The sequence below is a fragment of the Bacillus sp. DX4.1 genome, from assembly GCF_030348195.1.
In the GTDB taxonomy this organism is placed as follows: Bacteria; Bacillota; Bacilli; order Bacillales; family Bacillaceae_G; genus Bacillus_A.
In genome coordinates this window covers 2,001,026-2,022,233 of the sequence record NZ_JAUCFT010000008.1, presented here as the reverse complement: position 1 = coordinate 2,022,233, position 21,208 = coordinate 2,001,026, and the positions used below count along the sequence as shown (strand labels likewise).

General features: G+C 35.3%; 19 protein-coding genes, 1 pseudogene and 2 other annotated features. Of the genes and pseudogenes, 3 read left to right on the top strand and 17 right to left on the bottom strand.

Annotated elements, in window-relative coordinates:
* The first annotated feature begins 38 nt into the window (after window positions 1-38).
* A complete protein-coding gene (locus tag QUF99_RS13185) occupies window positions 39-650 on the top strand; it encodes a LysE/ArgO family amino acid transporter (protein ID WP_289370617.1) in 612 nt (203 codons plus the stop codon).
* 131 nt (window positions 651-781) lie between these two features.
* Here QUF99_RS13185 and bcbE read toward each other — a convergent pair whose 3' ends face one another.
* The 3 genes from bcbE to QUF99_RS13170 form a co-directional block, all read right to left on the bottom strand.
* On the bottom strand, window positions 782-2,080 hold the full coding sequence (gene bcbE / locus QUF99_RS13180; RefSeq protein WP_289370615.1) for a bacillibactin exporter BcbE: 1,299 nt from the start codon (window positions 2,078-2,080) through the stop codon (window positions 782-784).
* Window positions 2,081-2,288: 208 nt separating this feature from the next.
* A complete protein-coding gene (locus QUF99_RS13175) occupies window positions 2,289-2,495 on the bottom strand; it encodes an alpha/beta-type small acid-soluble spore protein (RefSeq protein ID WP_289370613.1) in 207 nt (68 codons plus the stop codon).
* A gap of 181 nt (window positions 2,496-2,676) precedes the next feature.
* Window positions 2,677-3,210, bottom strand: coding sequence for a GNAT family N-acetyltransferase (locus QUF99_RS13170; protein WP_289370611.1), 534 nt, complete (start codon window positions 3,208-3,210; stop codon window positions 2,677-2,679).
* 192 nt (window positions 3,211-3,402) lie between these two features.
* On the opposite strand from QUF99_RS13170, the gene QUF99_RS13165 reads away from it, so the two are divergent.
* On the top strand, window positions 3,403-4,392 hold the full coding sequence (locus tag QUF99_RS13165; RefSeq protein ID WP_289370609.1) for a Gfo/Idh/MocA family protein: 990 nt from the start codon (window positions 3,403-3,405) through the stop codon (window positions 4,390-4,392).
* A gap of 135 nt (window positions 4,393-4,527) precedes the next feature.
* Here QUF99_RS13165 and QUF99_RS13160 read toward each other — a convergent pair.
* The 14 genes and pseudogenes from QUF99_RS13160 to QUF99_RS13095 all read right to left on the bottom strand — a co-directional run.
* Window positions 4,528-4,719, bottom strand: a pseudogene (locus QUF99_RS13160) (aspartate aminotransferase family protein); the annotation flags it as partial.
* 43 nt (window positions 4,720-4,762) lie between these two features.
* Window positions 4,763-5,440: an MgtC/SapB family protein gene (locus QUF99_RS13155; RefSeq protein WP_286124621.1), complete on the bottom strand. Its 678-nt coding sequence runs from the start codon at window positions 5,438-5,440 to the stop codon at window positions 4,763-4,765.
* Between the two features lie 366 nt (window positions 5,441-5,806).
* Entirely contained in the window at window positions 5,807-6,463 is a 657-nt protein-coding gene (locus QUF99_RS13150) for a YkyA family protein (protein WP_289370607.1), read from the bottom strand.
* A gap of 17 nt (window positions 6,464-6,480) precedes the next feature.
* Window positions 6,481-7,302, bottom strand: a complete 822-nt coding sequence (locus tag QUF99_RS13145; protein ID WP_289370606.1) for a peptidoglycan-N-acetylglucosamine deacetylase — start codon at window positions 7,300-7,302, stop codon at window positions 6,481-6,483.
* A gap of 120 nt (window positions 7,303-7,422) precedes the next feature.
* Window positions 7,423-8,784, bottom strand: a complete 1,362-nt coding sequence (locus tag QUF99_RS13140; RefSeq protein ID WP_289370604.1) for a sensor histidine kinase — start codon at window positions 8,782-8,784, stop codon at window positions 7,423-7,425.
* Window positions 8,781-9,470 carry a response regulator transcription factor gene (locus tag QUF99_RS13135; RefSeq protein WP_289370603.1) on the bottom strand — a complete coding sequence of 230 codons (690 nt, stop codon included), beginning with the start codon at window positions 9,468-9,470 and terminating at the stop codon, window positions 8,781-8,783. Before QUF99_RS13135 ends, QUF99_RS13140 begins: the two co-directional genes overlap by 4 nt.
* A 16-nt stretch (window positions 9,471-9,486) precedes the next feature.
* Complete coding sequence (locus QUF99_RS13130) at window positions 9,487-10,734, bottom strand: hypothetical protein (protein ID WP_289374642.1); 1,248 nt, start codon at window positions 10,732-10,734, stop codon at window positions 9,487-9,489.
* Window positions 10,735-11,017: 283 nt separating this feature from the next.
* Complete coding sequence (locus tag QUF99_RS13125) at window positions 11,018-12,016, bottom strand: LCP family glycopolymer transferase (protein ID WP_289370602.1); 999 nt, start codon at window positions 12,014-12,016, stop codon at window positions 11,018-11,020.
* Between the two features lie 363 nt (window positions 12,017-12,379).
* The gene (locus QUF99_RS13120) at window positions 12,380-14,683 is read right to left on the bottom strand and encodes a glycoside hydrolase (protein ID WP_289370600.1); all 2,304 of its coding nucleotides are present in this window, start codon (window positions 14,681-14,683) and stop codon (window positions 12,380-12,382) included.
* Between the two features lie 260 nt (window positions 14,684-14,943).
* The gene (locus tag QUF99_RS13115; RefSeq protein ID WP_289370598.1) at window positions 14,944-15,327 is read right to left on the bottom strand and encodes a hotdog fold thioesterase; all 384 of its coding nucleotides are present in this window, start codon (window positions 15,325-15,327) and stop codon (window positions 14,944-14,946) included.
* Between the two features lie 155 nt (window positions 15,328-15,482).
* Window positions 15,483-16,385: a homoserine kinase gene (gene thrB, locus QUF99_RS13110; RefSeq protein ID WP_289370596.1), complete on the bottom strand. Its 903-nt coding sequence runs from the start codon at window positions 16,383-16,385 to the stop codon at window positions 15,483-15,485.
* Window positions 16,382-17,440 carry a threonine synthase gene (gene thrC / locus QUF99_RS13105; RefSeq protein ID WP_289370594.1) on the bottom strand — a complete coding sequence of 353 codons (1,059 nt, stop codon included), beginning with the start codon at window positions 17,438-17,440 and terminating at the stop codon, window positions 16,382-16,384. The genes thrB and thrC overlap by 4 nt, the downstream gene beginning before the upstream one ends.
* A complete protein-coding gene (locus tag QUF99_RS13100; RefSeq protein WP_289370592.1) occupies window positions 17,433-18,728 on the bottom strand; it encodes a homoserine dehydrogenase in 1,296 nt (431 codons plus the stop codon). Before QUF99_RS13100 ends, thrC begins: the two co-directional genes overlap by 8 nt.
* A gap of 177 nt (window positions 18,729-18,905) precedes the next feature.
* Window positions 18,906-19,139: a binding site (T-box leader), on the bottom strand.
* Between the two features lie 310 nt (window positions 19,140-19,449).
* Window positions 19,450-19,683: a binding site (T-box leader), on the bottom strand.
* A 166-nt stretch (window positions 19,684-19,849) separates the two neighbouring features.
* Window positions 19,850-20,491, bottom strand: a complete 642-nt coding sequence (locus tag QUF99_RS13095) for a pyridoxamine 5'-phosphate oxidase family protein (RefSeq protein ID WP_289370589.1) — start codon at window positions 20,489-20,491, stop codon at window positions 19,850-19,852.
* Between the two features lie 94 nt (window positions 20,492-20,585).
* Between QUF99_RS13095 and QUF99_RS13090 the strand changes: the two genes are divergently transcribed.
* Window positions 20,586-21,200 carry an NUDIX hydrolase gene (locus QUF99_RS13090; protein WP_289370587.1) on the top strand — a complete coding sequence of 205 codons (615 nt, stop codon included), beginning with the start codon at window positions 20,586-20,588 and terminating at the stop codon, window positions 21,198-21,200.
* Window positions 21,201-21,208 lie beyond the last annotated feature (8 nt).

The following is a 21,208-nucleotide window of genomic DNA, read 5'->3' as shown; positions in this document are numbered from 1 at the left end:
ACTATCATAATTTAGAAATTTGTAGGGGAGGAAATAAAATGACTGAAGCAATACTTCACGGAATTATTCTTGCATTTGGACTCATTATTCCGCTAGGCGTACAAAATGTTTTTGTTTTCAATCAAGGTGCCAGCCAATCAAATGTATGGCGGGCTGCTCCCGTTGTCCTAACGGCATCAATATGCGATACTATGTTAATTTTAATTGCAGTACAAGGTGTATCTCTTATGCTACTTACCTTTTCATGGCTAACAACACTACTCTATGTGATAGGATTTTTCTTTCTCATTTATATGGGGTGGGTCATATGGAAAAGTAAGCCTACTAAAACAAAGACTGAGGCGAAAACGATGACGATCAAAAAGCAAATTATCTTCGCTGCCTCAGTTTCCTTATTGAATCCACATGCAATTTTAGACACGATTGGTGTCATTGGAACAAACTCTATTCAATATGTAGGAGCAGAAAAATGGGCTTTTACGATCGCCACGATTACGATTTCTTGGCTATGGTTTATCAGTTTAGCGCTTGCAGGACGAATGCTTGGGAAGGTGGATCCATCAGGAAGAACTATCGTGATGTTAAATAAAATTTCGGGGGTCATTATTTGGGGTGTTGCTCTTTATATGTTCGTACAACTCATGTCATAATACAGAGCATAATGATAAAAAAGAGTAACAACTCCAATTAAGTAATTGAAAAATTAGCCGTATGCAAAACATGCATGCGGTTAATTTTTCAAGATTTCTTATGAGTTATACATTTTCACTTCTTTTCTTAATCATGGCACAGGCTTAGGTTTTGGATGTAAAGATGCTTGATCACCTTCAGGTTTAATCCATACAATCGTTATAATGGCACCTATCACTGCAAATATACTCGTTACATAGAACACTTCATGATCTGTCCCTTTCATAAAGAAAGAATAAAGAGGAGGACCTGCAGCGACACCGATAAAACGCATCGAACTATAAAAAGATGTCACTGTTCCCCTTTGTTCTTTTTCAATCCCTTGCGTAATTAGAGCATCTAGACATGGTAAAGCAATGCCAATTCCTATCCCCATGACAACAAGACAAAGAATTAACAAGTATATCCCTTTCAAGAACAAAGGAAAAATAACAGAAATCGCAGCGAATATAAAACCAATATATATACACTTCTTCATAATTGCTTGGTCGTCACCAATTTTCTTTCCTGCTATGTACGAACTTAACGATAATACAAGCAACGGAATTGCCAAGACGCACCCTTTCCAAATTCCATGTATGTCATATTTCGATTCTAATACGGTAGACAAGTAAAACAGAACACCAAATAAAATAAGCATAATAATAGCGCCTAATATAAAAATGGCAACTAACCATCTTCCTTTTTCACGGAAAGTCGAGCCAATGGATTGAATGAATTCCTTTAATGGCGGCGCTTGTTCTGTTTGTTTTTTTGCTTTTACTAAAAATAAAAGAAGGATAACAGCTATTATACATAAAATTGGAATCGCCCAAAATGGTAAAAACCATACAACTGCTGCAAGTGCAGAACCTAAAATTGGACTAAGAACCTTTCCAAATGTGTTGGATGTTTCAATAATTCCTAATCCACTGCTTACTTGTTTTTCATCGTTGTACAAATCACCAACACATGGAATAACAACAGGCATTGCTCCAGCAGCACCAATCCCTTGAATAGCTCTTCCTATTAAAATCCAAACGTAAGGATTTTCTACTTTCCAAGATACCCAACCTGTAATTGCCCCGCCAATAGCCGCAATCAATAAACTTGGAACCATCACCATTTTACGTCCCCATCGATCTGATAAATAGCCAGCAATCGGAATTAATAAAATTGCGACAATTGAATATAACGTAATAATCATTGATACTTGAAAAGAAGAAATATGTAACTTTTTTTCGATTGTAGGAAGAATCGGAATAAGCATCGAATTTCCCAATGTCATGACGAGTGGGACAGAAGCAAGTGCAAGCAAGCAACAGTTTTCTTTTTTCAACATGTGGACTTCGAAACCTTTCATCATATATTTCTTCCCATGCAGTAGCCCTGTTGAAATTTGATTTTTCATTTCATCAGGGCTATCACATTTGGTCTTTATTCAAACTTATTCAACAAAAGAAATTGGATAAAAAATATAGCATTACATATATTCTTTCTACCCACGAAACATTATATCCTTACCATTTAATAGGAAGTTTATTTTCTTCACATTAGAAACCGCACAAATACAAAAAAAAGAGAGGGAAGCCCTCTCTTTCATCCATGCCACTACCAAGTTAACGAGTATATCCGCCACCAAGCTGTTGTTCTGCCATAGCTACAAGACGTTTCGTGATTTCACCGCCAACAGAACCATTTGCACGAGATGTAGTTTCGGCACCAAGTTGCACACCAAACTCTTGCGCAATTTCATATTTCATTTGATCAAGAGCTGCTTGTGCTCCATTTGCTGCTAATTGCTTAGAATTACGATTGTTTGCCATTTCGGTTCACCTCCTTTACATATTAAAATGTAAAGATTATAGCATTTATATACATTCCAATTAATGGTAATTTTTTTGCGCGATAAAATAAAATTCAAATCATAGAAAAAGAGCCTCGCATAACCGAGACTCTCTTTTCATAATTACGTATGTATCCCCTAGGAGCATATAAAGTTTCACTTTATTGGATAAGCCTATTATTGAGACTATGAATATCGCTCCAGCCATATGCCATTTCCTCAACGCCCAATCTGTTAATAAATTTTGTATCAATACAGTCCGGACTGTATTTTTCATAAAAAGACTTTGAAGGGTTATTCGATATTACCCATACTAATACCGAACGAAATTCACTTTGTATAAAATTTAATACAAGAGATTGAAATAATTGTTGTCCAACTTTAAGGCCTCGGTACTCCTGCAAAATGTATATCGCATATAATTCGCCATCACAATTATATTTTTCCGTTCTTTCAGGTCCTCCATTAATAAATCCTATAACCGTTCCATCTGAAATCTCCGCCACGTATGTATAATGGTTTGGTGTTGCTTGTTTAAAGATGCTTTTCCATTGTTTTTCCCGGCTCTCATACGATAAGTTAGCTAAGAATTCATCTGATACTATCCTTTTGTAAGCTGTTTTCCAACTATCAACATGAACCTTTGCCATTCCTTTTGTATCAGCTTCTATTGCCTTTCTAATTTTAATCTCCATTGCGTACCCCCTTTTGTTTCATTCTATCAAAAAGATCGTATTCCAAAATGATGTATATCTTTTTCATATAAAATTAACATAGTTTTTAGAAAGAAGATGAGGCAAAAGATTTAATATTTAAGTCACTTCCCGATATAATTAAGTTTCCACAGAAAACAATAACGAAAATGATTCATACAAGGAGAAATACAGATGATACGATTTGGAGTAATTGGAACAAATACTATTACAACTAAATTTATTCAAGATTCACGTACACTGAAAGACTTTTCTCTAACAGCGGTATATTCAAGATCAGAAGAAAAAGCAAAAGAGTTTGCAAGTAAATATAGCGTAGACACTACTTTTACTAACTTAGAAAGCATGGCCAAAAGTGATGTAATTGATGCTGTTTACATCGCCAGTCCCAATTCATTGCATGCAGAACAATCCATCCTGTTTATGAATCATGGTAAGCATGTCCTATGTGAAAAATCCATTGCCTCTCATACAAGAGAATTGGAGAAGATGGTTCAAGCTGCTACAAAAAATAAGGTTGCATTAATGGAAGCATTATTATCGACACTTCTTCCTAATTTCCAAGCGATACAAACTAATTTACATAAAATCGGGAAAATCCGTCGTTATTTTGCTAGTTTTTGTCAGTATTCATCTCGTTATGATACGTATAAAGAAGGTACGATTCTGAATGCCTTTAATCCTGCTTTTTCGAACGGTGCGTTAATGGATATCGGTGTGTATTGTATATACCCGATGGTCGTACTATTCGGTGAACCATCTCGCGTACAAGCAAATGCCCTTCTCCTTGAGTCCGGTGTAGATGGTGAAGGAAGCCTCTTATTAAAATACGAAGATATGGATGCTGTCATTATGTACTCAAAAATAACGAACTCTTATGTACCTTCTGAAATCCAAGGAGAAAACGGTAGTATAGTAATCGATAAAATTAGCGGACCGACAAAAATAGAAATCCGTTATACGGATGGTCGTGTAGAAGATATAACACAACCACAATCAAATGAAGCAATGTCTTATGAAGCACAAGAATTTATTAGATTAATTCAGCAAAATCAATTAGAGTCTACTGTGAATTCTCATACTTCTTCTATGACTACAATGAAAATAATGGAGGAAGCTAGAAAACAAATTGGACTTGTATTTCCTGCTGATACAAAAAAATAATACATTATCATAAAAAGGGTGGATTTTTCTCCACCCTTTTTTATCTTACTTATGAAGAGTCTTAACAAACTAGAAACAAAAATACAATGTATTTTTGTTTCTTGCTTTAACTGTTCCAACTTTAATCCTATATGTTTAGTTCTTCACCAAAACCTCTAACTCTTCCTCATATTCCGTAAGTGCTGCATCTAAAATAGCTAGTCCATCATCGATCTGATCTTTGTTTACAGCAAGCGGCGGAATCATTCGAATCACTTCGCTTGCATTTCCGCAGAAGTAAAGTAGTACCCCTTTATTTAATGCAATATCTAGTATCTTAAAAAATCCTCTACTTTAATGAAATAAGTGGAGGATTTTTCAAACACATATCTTATCTACTTTCAACCTCAACTGAAACAATGTGATTAATCTCTTTTAAAGAGCTATATAACTCTGTTGTATATAAATCTTCAGGTGCTAATATCATCATTTCTAATTGTTGAGATCCATTATCGATATCTTTAATTTTCACACGTTTCACTTGCATATTTAAATTTTTAATTTGCTTAAAGATTCCATCTAGTTCTTGATGTTTATTCACAATGATTTTAATTGATAAGTCCCTTTGTCTTAAAGAATACGGTCCCGCTAGCTTAATGAGATGTGGAAATACATTAATCGCTAGTATAATTAAAACCATGGCTACTATTGCTTGTATATAAAAACCAGCACCAATCGCAATCCCTAAAGCAGATGCTGCCCAAACCATAGAAGCCGTTGTTAGTCCGGAAATCACATCGTTATTTCTTCGTAAAATCACACCTGCGCCGAGGAAACCAACTCCGCTCACAATTTGAGCTGCAAGGCGCATTGGATCCATATTCGTATGTCCTGGTGAAGAGTATACATTTACCGATTCAATCGAAACCATTGTAATTAAGCAACTCGCTACAGAAATGACCATACTTGTTTTCACACCAAGTGGTTTATTCTTTAGCTGCCGATCTATCCCTATAAATAAACCTAAAAAAAGTGCGAGGCCTAATTTGAGTAAAAATTCATATGTCATATTTCATTCTCCTTACTTATATAATGTTCATCATTCTTCATCCTAAACATCCTTTTCTTTAAATAATTAACTATAACTCTTTTATACTTTCAATGCCAGTCTTTTTCTATATAAATCCATTTTGATTTTTCGACATATAAGCCGCGGCTATAGATAACAACAGGTGACCTGCACTCATTTTCTCTCTTTGTTTTCACTATGTCTGGGCAGGAAAAGGATCCGACCGCTTCTATGCATGGCCGGATGCTGTTTTCCACCTCAAAAGAAGGGGTTTATTTCGTTTTTAAAATTTGTATTTATATAATCTTTTCAAGTAAAAAAGCCGGAAAAACATTTTGTATGAAATGTTTTTCCAGCTTTTTTGTCTTATTTTTCTTCTTTAATCTTGATCTTCGCTTCTTTATAGAATGCTAGTTTTTCTTCGTTATACTCTTTTGTATATCGATTAAACTTCTCTTTTTCTTTTTGCATTTCTTCATTCAATTGATTTACAGCTTTGACTTTTTCACTAATCTCTTTTAGCTTCGTTTCCTTTGCTCGAAGCTTTGTATATAATTCTTTTTCCAACATCATTGATTTTACATAGCTATCATTCATCTTTTGAAAAGCGTCATAACGATTTTTATAAGCTTCCTGCACTTTAGTTGCTTGTTTTTGTAAATTTTTATCTTCTATTTTATTCACATGATTTTGAACGGATTTTGTTTCTTTCTGTGCTTTATCTAATGAATCTTTTTCACTTTTTAATACTTTTTCACGATCATCAATGTTCGTAGTACCTTGATCTAATTTTTGTGCCACTACTTCATTTTGATCTTTTCCTTCTTGTATAATTTGAACATATAACTCTTGCCCTTTTTTCTCTAATGTCTCTAATTTTTTCGCATCTTCAAACAACGTTTTTTCCTGTTTTGCAGCATTTTCAAATGCTACATATAAATCTTCTTCTGGCTTTGTGCCAAAACAACCTGATAACAATCCTACTGATAAGACTCCTACAAGTGCTAATTTCCTATAAATCAACGTCAATTCCTCCTAAGTTACATACGCTTATCATGCCAAAAATTCAACGGGAAGTGATCATCTTCATGATATGCCTCAAATTCATAACCTTTTTCTTTTAAACCTTTCAGAATACCTGGTACTGCAGCAACAGATTGCGGGTGAATATCATGCATTAATATGACTTCTGTCGGATTTGTTGCACTAGCAAGTACATTTTGAACAATTTTTGCTGAAGCAACATCAACTGGTATTTTGTTATATTTCCAATCTAAAGAATCAATCGTCCAGTCCCATACTTTAAAACCGCCTTCCACTACTTTGTTGCGGAGCGCTTCATTTAAACCAGGCATTGAGCCATATGGTGGACGTGTTAATTTTGGTGCTTGTCCAATAGTATTCGCTATTAAACTTTGATCTTCTTTCATTTCATTTACATAGTCACCATGTGTATATAATTTTTTAAAATCATGTGTCATACTATGCATGCCAACATAATGCCCTTCTGCGTTTTCACGCTTGACTAAATCAGGATATTCTTTTACATTCGCACCAATTAAGAAAAATGTAGCTTTCGCATCGTGTTGCTTTAACATATTTAACAGCTCAGTTGTGTATTTTCCCGGTCCATCATCAAAAGTAAGATATGCAACTTTACGCACTTGACCATTAAATTGACCTAGTGCTGTTTTATTCATCTCTACTTTCGGCTGCTCGCTTGCAAGCTGAACCGAATTTTCTTGATTTGCTATCGCTCTCGCTGACGATGTGATGGATTGAAACATAAAAAACCCAACTGCTATCACTGTAATAGCTACTACCATTACAATTATTCTTTTTACATTTAGTAAATTTCCCATTCTATTAAATTCCTTTCTCTCTCTTTTTCTCTTTCTATCACTCTAATATATAACATCCATTTATACAAATGTAAATATATTCGTTTTCTTTCGACTACTAGAAAACGAACATTGTACACATTATAAAGGAATCTTTATCATAATCACTGTGCCAGCTCCTTCGCTACTTTCAATATGTATTGATCCTTCATGAAGCTGAACAATTTTATTCACAATAGCAAGTCCAATTCCTGCACCTGACGATGAACTGTTAATTTGATAAAAAGATTGCATTACGAACGGTATGTGCTCTTTTGCCATTCCAATGCCTTCATCCGTTACAGTAATGATCGCTTTTCTCTCTTTTTGTGTTACACATATTGAAATCTTTCCATATTGATTTGAATACTTAATTGCATTATCAATTACGTTTAAAAAAATTTGCTTTAAACGACTTTTATCACCTAATACTTCTACCTCTTCTAAATTGGATATCATTTCAATCTGCTTCTTCTCTGCTTTTGGCGTTAACTGCCATATGGACTCATCAAGTATATGATGCAATTGAACTTGTTGTTTATATAAACGAAGATGATTAGCCTCTAGCCTAGAAAAATCTAATAATTCTTCTACGAGATCAATTAAACGATCCGTTTCACCAGAAATGATATTCATTCCTTGCTTAACCTCTTCTTCCGTTAAAGAATCGACAGATTTTAATGTTTCACTCCATCCTTTAATCCCTGTTAAAGGCGTACGAAGTTCATGTGAGATTGATGAAATAAATTCATTTTTCATTTGTTCGGTTTTCTCAATTTTCTCTGACATATGGTTTAAGCTATGTGCTAATCCTCCGAGCTCTCCAGGATAATCCTCTTTTATCTTCTTGTTCAGCGTTCCTTCTGCAATTTGTGAGGAGGCGTGGATAATAGATTCTATCGGTCTGACAAACATATTTGCTAAACGCCTACTAATCAGCAAAACAATCCCTGAAATAACCATTCCCACTATAATTGTAAACAGAATAAGCTCTATAATGGTTTTGTTCACAGTCGTTAGAACTGTCGTATATTTTAAAACACCAATCGTTTGTCCTTGATGAATAAGTGGACTAAACACTTCCAATTGTTTTTGCTCATCTTTTCTAGTGGTCACCTGATGATAGGTCTCTCCTTCTAGTAATGTGAGAGGTATTTTTACCTTTTCATTTACTTTATATCCACTTGAAGATTGTACGACTTTGCCACTGCGATCAATCAGTTGCAATTCTGCTCCTTCTAATTGAAATGCCTCCATAATATCGCCGCTATATTCACGTAATCGAATTAAATAGATTGAGTTATATTCTGAAAAAAAGCGAGTGCTTGTTTTCGCATGTGACTCAATATGATTAACAATTCCATTGTAATAATAATGGTAAATAACAAAGGAGAAAACAACTTCAAATAAAGCAAGCATGAGAATAATTACTGTCATAAAATACAGACTTATTTTCCGGTTCATTCCATGCTTTCCTTCCACATATATCCTTTCCCCCAAACAGTCTGAACAAACTGAGGTTGTGATGAATTAGCTTCTATTTTTTGGCGTAAGCGACTCATATTTACATCTACCACTTTCATATCCCCTACATAATTAACGCCCCATATTCTGTTTAATATTTCATCTCTCGACACTGGCTTACTTGCATTGTCCATCAAATAATGAAGAATCGTATATTCCGTCGGTGTCAAATCAATTTCTTTTCCGTCTCTATATAACTTTTCTTGAGAATGGTTTAATGTAAATGGGCCTGATTGAATCACTTCTACATTTTCTTCATTCATTTTCACTCTCCTCAACAAGGATTGAATGCGCGCAATTAACTCTACTGGACTAAATGGTTTTGCAATATAATCATCCGCTCCAAGTGTTAAACCTTGTACTGTATCTTTATCTTGAACACGTGCCGTTAACATAATAATACCAATTTGCTTATTCATTTCACGTACACATCTGCAGACTTCAAAACCGTCCATTCCAGGTAACATCACATCTAATAGTGCAATATCAACATGATGTTCACGAAGTAAAGTTAAAGCCTTTTCCCCCGTTTCTGCTTCTAGTACATCGAATCCCGCACGCTTTATATTTAACACGATAAAACTGCGAATCGTCATTTCATCTTCCAGCACTAAAATTGTACTCATCCTCTTCCTCCCTCTACTACTCCTGCTGGTAATCAGCTAACGGCTTAATATATGATTTGAATTTTTTATATTTTGATTGATTCGGCACTGCATATATATATGAATTTGTTTTAACTACTGCATCATACTCTTTTACATCTTTCCACTCTGTACGTTTAAAAGTGTGAACTTCGAGCCACGTTTTATTTGTGTCACCATAAATAAAATGCTGCGCATCCTTAGCATCCGTTTTTGCGATTGTTATGTTTCCTATTAAATCTGCAGGAATATTAACATAATAGCCTTGTTCTACGTTCACATATCTTTCTTGTACTGGCTTAAATCCATTCTTTTCATCCCACTGTACATATCGTTCAAACCAAGGGATTTCTGCGTAGGCACTTTCTTCCCAGCCTTTCGGTTCAATCTTAGTGGCAAACTCAATAATTCCGTCACCATTTATATCTTGGCTTTCCATTACAGAACCATTAAATAATTGGTTTTCTTCATCTTCAAACATTTTTTCCCAATGATCTTTTTCAAATTTAGCTACATACGTCATACCCGAGTGCGCACCAACAGCTGCATCAATTACCATTGCTTTTGTTTGCAGAGAAATACGTCCAAGCTGCACTTTTTGTATTCCATTCACATATGGATCAAATGAAATTTCCGAAAGCGTCTTAAATTTTTCCAACAACTCTACTTGCAATTGTTCATCTTTTGCATATGTAACAACACTGATATCTTTAATCCCATTATCATTTAAATCTTCAACAAACAGTTTTGTATAATTTCGTTTATACCGTTCCACAAGATCATTTTCTTCTGTAGAAAAAACAATCACCTCATTTTGAGATTCTTTATGGCTTAGAGAGATTCCAATCAGGATATCTTGTTTGTGATTCCCAGTGAAGTCTCCAATCGAGACAGTATCGACACCTTCTCCTGTAAAAGTGCGTGTAGCTTGAACTTCCCATCCTTTTTTCGATTGTTTATAAACGGACATATACACGTGATAATCTTCATTTTGCTGTTTATACAAAATAACTGCTTCTTTCTTGCCATGTTGATTTACATCCACCGTCCAAATCGTTTGTTTGTCTTGATTGGACAAGGGGGTTATTAACCGAGAATTCACAGGTAAATCTTTCTTTATTTGTTCCTGCAATTCATTTTGCCAGTTCTCATGGGTAGGAGCTTCCATTAACTTTGTAGGTGTCTCGGCCATTGCACAGCCCGTCAACATCGTAATTACTCCAATGATTCCTAACGCTTTTCGCATGTATTCTCGTTCCTCACTACATATTTGTTTACTTCGTTTCACTTTTATCCTTTTTTCTAAAATTGTTTCTTCTACAAAGTATCAATCTTATTTTCTTCTTTTATATTGTGTATTTGTAGTAATCTCACTTCAAAACATTTTTAATTTCTACTTACCGTTACACTTTATCCAATATTTTCACTCATAAAAAAGTATAATTTTTATTAAAAAGAAAATCGTTACAGAAATGTTACAAATCGTTACGTATGAAAAAAAGGTTGGCAAGACGCCAACCTTTTCAAAATTAGTTTCGAACCGCTTTTGGTGTAATACCTAAATGTTCATTTAACTTGTTAGAAATATCTTGCACGTTCTTTTCATTTGGAAGGTAGTAATAAATACCACCGATACGCTTATCCGTACCTTCCACTTGTAGTTTTTCCATTTGTAAATCTGTTCCGGCCATATTTTTCGTAATAGAAAGCATATCATCAAATGTTAAATTTGTTTTCATGTTGCTGTCAATCGCATCTAACATAGAACCAAGTTTACTAATAGATTGAACGGACATTGCTTTTTTCGCAATTGCTTCGATTACAAGTTGCTGCCTTTGACCACGCATTGCATCACTATCAATTTTACGCGTTCTTGCTAACGCAAGAGCTTGCTCCCCGTTTAAATGTTGATTTCCTTTTTCTAAATGAATCATACCTGCTTGATCTTTACTATCTTGTTCTGTAAATGTAACAGGCACATCCACATCAATACCACCAAGTGAATCTACAATTTTCACAAAAGAATCAAAGTTGAACTTCACATAATAATCAACTGGAACATTTAAAAATTTCTCTACTGTATCCCGTGTACTTTCAACACCGCCAAATACATGCGCATGTGTAATCTTATCCATTTTTTTTCTTGATGGAATATACACACGTGAATCACGTGGGATACTTACCAATTTCACTGATTTATCATCCTTATTAATTGTCGCAAGCAGAAGTGCATCCGTACGAACCGCTTCACCATATTGCGTTTTTCGGATATCACTTCCATCAACACCCATAATCAAAATAGAAATATTATCTTTTAACGGTTTAACATCTTTATCACGTTTATCCGATTTCTCAATTTTTGCATATGCATCACTTACGACTGCTTTTGCTTTATTATATAGAAATGAACCATAGCCTACTCCACCAAAAATGAGCAGTACAAATGGAATCAAAATGAACCATTTCACAGATTTTCTTTTAGAACGCTTTTTTCCACTTCTTGTATTGGATTCTAACTCAGAACTCATGTTGATTCTCCTTCCCTCTCCTTATCTGCACTTAGTATACTCTTAATCTTTTATTCTTCATATTGAATTTCATTTCATTAACCTTACATTTTTGTAAGGTTTCTTTTTTAAGGAGAAAATTAAACTGAATTTATATATTTCATCTCACATTATACTCCCACATTTCAGTTTAGCAAGACATCACAATTGAATTTCAAAAAATTTACAATTTTAGTTCTCACACTAGGAACACTTTATATGTTGATAACATATATAACAAATTCCTATAAAAGAAAGCCTCCACTACGTTCATCCAATTTTAACAGTACTTCAGCAGAAGTCCTCTTCTTCAAACAGCTCGTTAGAATGGTAAGGATGGGTCATTCACTTTACTGCAGGTTTATATGTCGTTTTCTTCTCTTTTTCATAAATAACTGCGGATTTCGCTGGTATTGTTGTATTTTCATTTTTCACATCATTACCTGAAAAATTCACAATAACCTTTAAATCCTTACCATATGTGGCTGATTGTATAAGTTTATCTTTTGAAAGATACACAAAGTCAGTCATCTCCTGTCTTACTGCCTTTTCATGAAATGCTTCCCACGTTTTCAAATGATGCGTAATGGCTTTTTTATGCTTTTTCCATTCTACTTGATCCAAGTGATACAGGGGTGGAACATTGTACAATAATTCATTCAGCATCCGATTTCCAACTTCATCTTCAATTTTCAGACTTCCCCATTCCCAGTGATGTGTCGTAATCACTGAATCATTGTACACAAGCTTATAAAGTGGTAAAGAATACACTGGATTTAAGTACACTTGTTTATACTCTTCTTTAATCGGTACTTGTTTCGCATATTTCTCTGGCACATTTTGATTCGGTGACCAGTATCCACCTACGTAATAAGGACTCGTCTTATTTTTTCTCATGTCTTCGTCATCCCATTTTATAACGGGTGTTTCAATACCATGCGCAAAAGCGATTACTTCGCTCGCAAAATCATTTCCGCCTTCTGAGCCAACGACCATACTTTTCTCTTTTGCAATATAATCCATACGTGCCAATCTTGCTTTTAAGTCTTGCTCTTGCGTTGTTATATGATTTGGAGAATAATCATCATAAATCTCTCCTGTTGCATCACAGTCAATAAACCATGAATTAAAAGCAACACCATTATTTAAAATGCCACCGACACGTTCTTTCACACTTGGCAGGGATAATGTTGGATTTAACTTACGTCCTCTACCAAGAAACCCTTGTATTTTCTCACCATTCTTTCTAGAAACTGTTGCCTCTTCAAATAAGGAAGGATCTTTAAAGGATGCTGTATTCCAGTTTTTATCTCCTTTTTCATGAATAGAATGATACGAATCATATGGACCAACTAAATATCCCATTTTCTCTGCCCGCTTCACAAATTCCGGTTGTATAAAACCTTGCTCCCAGTTTGGTAGTCCAACCCATGCATGATTAATACCAGCTTCGTTCATCTCTTTTAAAACATTCGTTCCATCCGCACTGCCCCATTTTTCAATATCATCGACCGTATCGCCTAATATACTTTTTAACAAGTGTTTGTTTAACGTATATAATTCAGTTTGAGTTAAGTGGCCTATACCTTTTTCCAATAATTCACTTGCTGTCTCATCCACTTTTTGGAAAATAACTTCCTTATACAATTCTTTCATTCCTAATGCTTCATTTATATAACGAAGAATTACATTCTTTTGATACTTATCAATAAAATCTTGCCTATTGACTTGATCAAAGACATTTAGCTCACCAGGTTCTTTACTATATTTTTGAATCAACTCCTTAATCCATTCAAATAAGGGACTATTCATCTGCTGCTTCAATTTCGGCCAGTCAATATTACTTTGTGATAGAGAGTCTTGATTCCAAAAATAAAAATGTGCCGCCCCATATAGCTTTTCAATTTGTTTATTTTGTTTTGCTTTTTCTTGTAACGTTTTAAATTCACCTTTTTCAACAATATTGCTCTTATACAATTTTGCGATATCCACAGCATTATTATCCGTTACATACAATTGAAAACTGTATACTTTGTTCTTATTAATAGTAGGAAACTCATGAATAAAATCAAAACCGATTTTAGGATCCGAATGAAATTTCAACTCATTATTAAACATATTGTTTACGACATATACCATGGAATACTGCGACGCATTTAATGCAAAAAATTTCATCGAAAATGATTCCGCAAATGAATAGGTGTCGTCTTTTAAAAAGTTCTTCCAATTCGTATCATCGCTTGGAATAAATTTTCCTTCCCATAAAGGAAGTGTATAATTCTCAGCCTGTACTTTCGGCCAAGTAAAACTTTCTGCACCTGTAGATTCAATTCCAATATTTAAGTGATCCTTCTTTTTTTCTAGATTTACTTTCACTTTCTGCTCTGGATATTCCCATGATGTATGCGTATCATCTTTTTTCACCTTTGCTATTTTCATCTTTGGTAAGGGCTGTGATGCTTGTTCCTTCACTCCATTATGCGTTACCGTTAATTCAAACGTTTCTGGATTCACTTCATACGTAAAGTCTTTATATGTTACCTTTTTTGCTTTTGATTCAATTGAAACATTCTTTTGTTTCCACTCGCATCCCGTGAAAAATGAGATCGTAATTGTTATAAGAAGACATATTGCCATTATTTTTTTCATCTCCTGCACCTCCACCACTGACTATACGGATGGTTTGTTACAGGAATGTGGCAGAAAATAATTTCTTCCACTTCATATGAAATTAGATTTATGTTTAGATAGCTCTTAGTCTTTTAAAGCATAAAAAAACCACCCTGATAATCAGCGTGGTGTCATTGATCATTACTCAATTATCTAAATGGCATTTCAGTTCTTATGGACATTTTCATTTTTATTGTCTTTGAATCTCAAGTCTTGGATTTTAATAATAAAAGTGTGATTTATTCTCCACGCTTCTCTTTAACGGCGACGGTACATCTTGAAATACACATTAACTGATCTTCTTCATCAACAATTCTAATTTCCCATACCATTGTTGTCTTTCCTATATGAAGCGGCATTGCTATTGCTGTCACAATCCCTTCTCGCTTTGAACGAAGATGATTCGCGTTGATCTCTAAGCCGAAACAAATATATTTATCTTGATCAATTAAATGATAGGTCCCCATACTCGCAACCGTTTCTACTAATGCAACAGATGCACCTCCATGCAGAAAACCGAATGGCTGATGTGTTCTGCCATCGACTGGCATTGTTGCCACAACTTTTTCATTTGTCACTTCTAATAACTCAATACCTAACGCTTCCATTAATGTTTTTGTCATGTCATTTTCCCCTTATCTAAAGGTTGTGTCCGAACAGTATAAAGTGAAATTTTGATCAGTGGGGGTTTTACTGCCCGCGAATAGCGGGATAAATAGTACACATCGTCTCAATCATATCATTTTTCTTAGCTCCAAAAATGATACATACCATTCTATTATTCTATTGAAATTCCAGCACTTTGTTCGCTTTTGACAACCGTTCCCTCAAGATCAATCTCAAGCTCGCATACTTGCAGTACTGGAAAATTTCTTACTAACTGTTCGGCAATTTCCTGGCGTTTCTCATATGGAGTCAGAATAAAAATCGACGGTCCTGCACCACTTAATGATGTTCCATGTGCGCCAAAGTTTTTTGCATAATGGCGAATTTTCGGTAAAAGTGGAACAAGCTGTGAACGATACGGTTCATGAAATTGATCCCTTTCCATCATTTCACCTACAGTTTTCCATTTCTTTTGGCATAGTGCCGCCACCAATACGTTACTTACTGCACTTGCGCGAACAGCATCTGCAAATAGGAACGTTTCTGGTAAAACAGAACGACTTTCATTTGTATTTAATTCTTCATTTGGAATAAGTGCAATCACGCCTACATCTCTATGTTCTATTCTTACAACAGACACATGCTGGTGATCCATCGCCCCAATCACTGTACCTCCTAAAATCGAGGCAGCTACATTATCAGGATGTCCCTCAAAGCTTGTTGCAACATGAATTTTCTCGTCATTTGTTAACTTTAAATCTCCAAGTTGATTCGCAAGTTCAATTCCCGCCACGATCGCCGCTGCACTACTACCTAATCCTCGCGTAAGTGGAATATTACTTGTCACTTCTATTACATAAGGAGATAAAGACGGGAATACTTCACGTGCTGTGCTTACAATTAAGTTTCTTTCATCATTTGGAATAGAAGGGCCAAATGAATGGGCCACATGCCAATGATCTGACTTTTCTTTCACACGCACTTCCAAGTATAGAGATAAAGCTATTCCGATAGAATCAAAACCAGGGCCGACATTTGCTGTACTAGCTGGGACACGAATCATAAATGGGATCACGAAACAATCACTTCCTTAATATGTTCTTTTATTTTTGACATATCATTTGAAATATTAGCGATATCCAGTTTATTTGAAGAAAGAGCGATATCAGGATCTTTTAAACCATTTCCTGTTAGTACAAGGACAACCGTCTCATTTTCATTAATTTTACCGGCTCGAACATGTTTGATCACACCTGCAAGAGATGCACTAGATCCCGGTTCCACAAATACACCTTCGCTTTTTGCTAATAACCCATATGCTTGTAGAATTTCTTCATCCGTTACCATATCAATTTCACCTTGCGACTGCTCCGCTGCCTCTACCGCATATGACCAGCTCGCTGGGTTACCAATGCGAATTGCTGTTGCAACTGTTTCTGGAGAATCAATCACATGACCTTTTACAATCGCCGCTGCACCTTCTGCCTCAAAACCATGAATCCTTGGTTTTTTATACCCTTTTTCTTTTTCATACTCGCAGAATCCTTTCCAATATGCTGTAATATTTCCAGCATTTCCAACAGGAATAGCAAGGACGTCTGGTGCTTTTTGAAGTTGATCACAAATTTCAAATGCTGCTGTTTTTTGCCCTTCAATACGGTATGGATTGACAGAGTTTACTAATGTGATTGGCTCTTCTGCTGCAATTTGACGTACTGCTCGCAGTGCATCATCAAAGTTCCCTTCTATTGAAATAATTTCCGCTCCATAAGCAATTGCTTGTGCCAGCTTGCCATGGGCAATTTTCCCTTCGGGTATGACAATGATACATTTCATGCCAAGGCGGGCAGCATACGCCGCCGCTGATGCAGATGTATTCCCTGTCGAAGCACATATTATCGCCTCTGAACCTGCTTCTTTTGCTTTCGCAACAGCCATTACCATTCCTCTATCTTTAAAGGAACCAGTTGGATTTGCTCCTTCATATTTCCCATATAAAGTAATACCTAATTTCTTAGAAAGATTCGGAAGCGGAATAAGTGGTGTGTTCCCTTCCATCAAACTGACATTTGGTGTTTTTTCACTCACCGGTAAAAATGAAGCATATTGTTTTAATAAACCATTATACATATTCTTTTTCCTCCTCAATACAGTAATAACTCTTAACCTCACTTGCTACACTCTCTAATGATGCTAAAGTCTGTTCAAATTGGTATTTTGAAGTTTGATGAGTAACAAGCACAATTTCTGCAAGTTCTTGATTTAATGGCAACTGAATAATTTCTTTTAAACTAATAGAATTATTAACAAAACATTCAGTGATTTCTTGAAACATTCCCGGTTCATCTTTTAATAAAATCCGTAAAAAGTATTTCGAAACGATTTCTCGATCCCCTCTGAGCATATAAGGTTGTGGTTCTTTTAACACACCATGACCTTTTGCATCTATCTTCATATTTTTAACGATAGAAATGATATCACTCACTACAGCAGACCCAGTTGGTAATTTCCCAGCACCTGGCCCATAAAACATCACTTCTCCAACAGCGTGACCGTGTACATACACAGCATTAAATTCGTTGTTCACACTTGAAAGCGGATGATGATCTGGTAATAAAGTAGGCGCTACGTTTAAATGAATGCTCGAATCGTGTTGCTCCGCTTTCCCCACTAATTTCATAGTAAATCCTAATTTTTTTGCCATTTCCAAATCTTTTTTCTCCACATTACGAATTCCCTGTACATGTACATCACTTAGAGAAACATTCATTGAAAAACCTAAATTAGCAAGAATGGCCACCTTTCGTGCTGCATCAAGTCCATCCACATCTGCTGAAGGATCAGCTTCTGCAAACCCAAGCTTTTGTGCTTCTTGGAGCGCTTGATCATATGACCATCCATTTTGACTCATTTTTGTTAATATATAATTTGTTGTTCCATTTACAATTCCCATTATTTTTTCAATATGATCCGAAGCTAGCCCATCCACAAGACCTCTTAAAATTGGAATCCCTCCGGCAACACTCGCTTCATAATATAAATCACACTCCTGTTCATGTGCCAATTGTAATAATTCCGCACCATAAGAAGCCATCAAATCTTTGTTTGCAGTCACTACATGTTTTTTATTGTGTAACGCCTTTACAATAGATTGTTTTGCTTCCTGGATTCCGCCCATTACTTCTACTACGATATCAATATCTGAATCATTTAATATTTCATCTGCATCGTTCGTTATAGCAATTCCACTGATAGAAACATCACGTTCTTTTTCCAAATCACGGACCGCTACTGACTTCACTCTTACCTCATACCCTGTATCAAGGGAAATTTTCTTTTGGTGTTTCTCTAAAATATGAACGACCCCACTCCCTACAGTTCCAAGACCTAGCACACCGACATAAATTACCTTTTTCATTTTTGTACCTCCTCCTATTATTTCAAACTATGACACATTCTCCATCCTCATTGCTCTCGTAGTTGCGCAGGTTATGGTTGTTTTCGTTCGTATCAATCGTTTCATTCCACGACACCCCCTTTCAATTCAACTGTTCTTTTCAAGATTTTATATACAAAAAAACACACCCATCCCTAGTAAAGGGACGAATGTGTTTTCGTGGTTCCACCCTTGTTTCAACCTACCAGTATATACAGGATAGATTGCTCAAGATCAGATAACGGTTGAGTCCGTCAATAATTACTAGATTACTCGTTCACTATTGAAGTTCAAAGGTGGTAAGGTTATTTTCCGTGTTAGGAAGCTCACAGCCTTTGGCTTCCCTCTCTGTAAACCGTAAAAATAATCTCATGTCCTTATCATTACTTTTCGTTCAGTTATATTTATTAATTCATTATACATACATATTACATAAAATAAATAATTATTTTTTATATTTTAAATATTTAATTTATCAGTCTGTATAAATCCATTTTGATTTTTCGACATATAAGCCACGGCTATAGATAACAAAAGGTGACCTGCACTCATTTTCTCTCTTTGTTTTCACTTGGCATGGGGAAGGAAAAGGATCTGACCGCTTCTATGCATGGTCGGATGCTCTCTCCCACCTAAAAAGAAGGGTTTTATGTCCGTTTTTTAATTTGTATTTATATATATAAAAAAACACACTCATCCCTAGTAAAGGGACGAATGTGTTTTCGTGGTTCCACCCTTGTTTCAACCTACCAGTATATACAGGATAGATTGCTCAAGATCAGATAACGGTTGAGTCCGTCAATAATTACTAGATTACTCGTTCACTATTGAAGTTCAAAGGTGGTAAGGTTATTTTCCGTGTTAGGAAGCTCACAGCCTTTGGCTTCCCTCTCTGTAAACCGTAAAAATAATCTCATGTCCTTATCATTACTTTTCGTTCAGTTATATTTATTTAATTATTATAATTGTGATAATTTTAAAAAGCAAGACTTTTTTAAAAAAGCCCAATTGTGTCATTAAGAAAAAAATATATTCTCGTTTTGAACTATTTCGCTCTCTTACTATTCAAATTACCCCTCATTTGTAGTAAAAATACACAAGTTTTAATACAGCCTTTTCGTATAACTTTCATAGAGAGAATTAGCAACTTCTTTCTCATTTTGATTGAGACTTTTCGCATGCTCAGCCAACATTTTTGCTGCAGAAGGTAATTGTTCTTTTTCTACCCAAGAGTCTGGATTCCATAGTTTAGAACGTATGAATGCTTTTGCACAATGTACAAAACATTCTTCTACTTCCACAATAATTCCTATAAGAGGACTACAACCATTCACTTGCATTTTCTCTAAAATCTCTTGATCTTTTGTGATAGCTGCACGACCATTTATTCGTAATGTTTCCCCAAGTCCCGGAATGAAAAAAATAAGCCCTACTTGCGGATTAGATAAAATATTAAGAATCGAATCAATTCGGCGATTGCCTGGCCTTTCTGGAATAACGAGTTGCTTTTCACTTAAAACATATACAAATCCTGGAGAATCTCCTCTTGGTGAAGCATCACAATGACCAGATTTATCCGACGTAGATAATACTAGAAAGGGAGATTTAGAAATAAACGCACGACAATGTTGATCAAGCGATTCAATCACTTTCTTCACCGCTCGCTCGCTTGGATATCCTAAAATAAGCCGTAATTCTTCTTCTGTTGAAATGAATGAATTCTGATTTTGATTCTCTTTTCCCACTATACTTTCCTCCTCATTCAATGAATAAATTTTATTTTTCTAAAAATTACACACGACTTATTGTATAATAAAATATACCAAAGGAGGAATATATATGAAAGAATGGTTGACCATATTCGATGAAAAAGGAAACATATTAGGAAAAAAATTACGTGATGATGTACATCGTGAAGGTGATTGGCATGAAACTTTCCATTGCTGGTTAATAGAACGAGATGATGAAGATCTCTCTTTATATTTTCAATTACGTGCGCATGACAAAAAAGATTTCCCAGGAAAATGGGATATCACATCTGCTGGACATATTATGCATGATGAAGATTTGCTAACAGGTGGTCTTCGAGAAGTAGAAGAAGAATTAGGACTTTCGTTCCATGCTAATGACTTCGTATACAAAGGGGTCTATAAACTAAATAACGAGCATCCCCCTCTCATTGACCATGAAATGTGTCATATGTATTTTCATATTGTTACATCCCCACTAGCTTTTGCTCCTGGTGATGAAGTCGATGATGTGATGAAACTCAGTGCAACTTCCTTTTTGCAACTTTTAAAAGGAGAACAATCATCTGTTACTGGGACTACACTCATAAATGATAAAGAAAAACCAATTGCTGTAACATTCGAAGATATTTATCCTCATGAAATTGAATACTATGAGTTTGTTGTAGAACAAAGTCGAAATATGTTAAAAGTCAACAGTTTGTAATACATGTT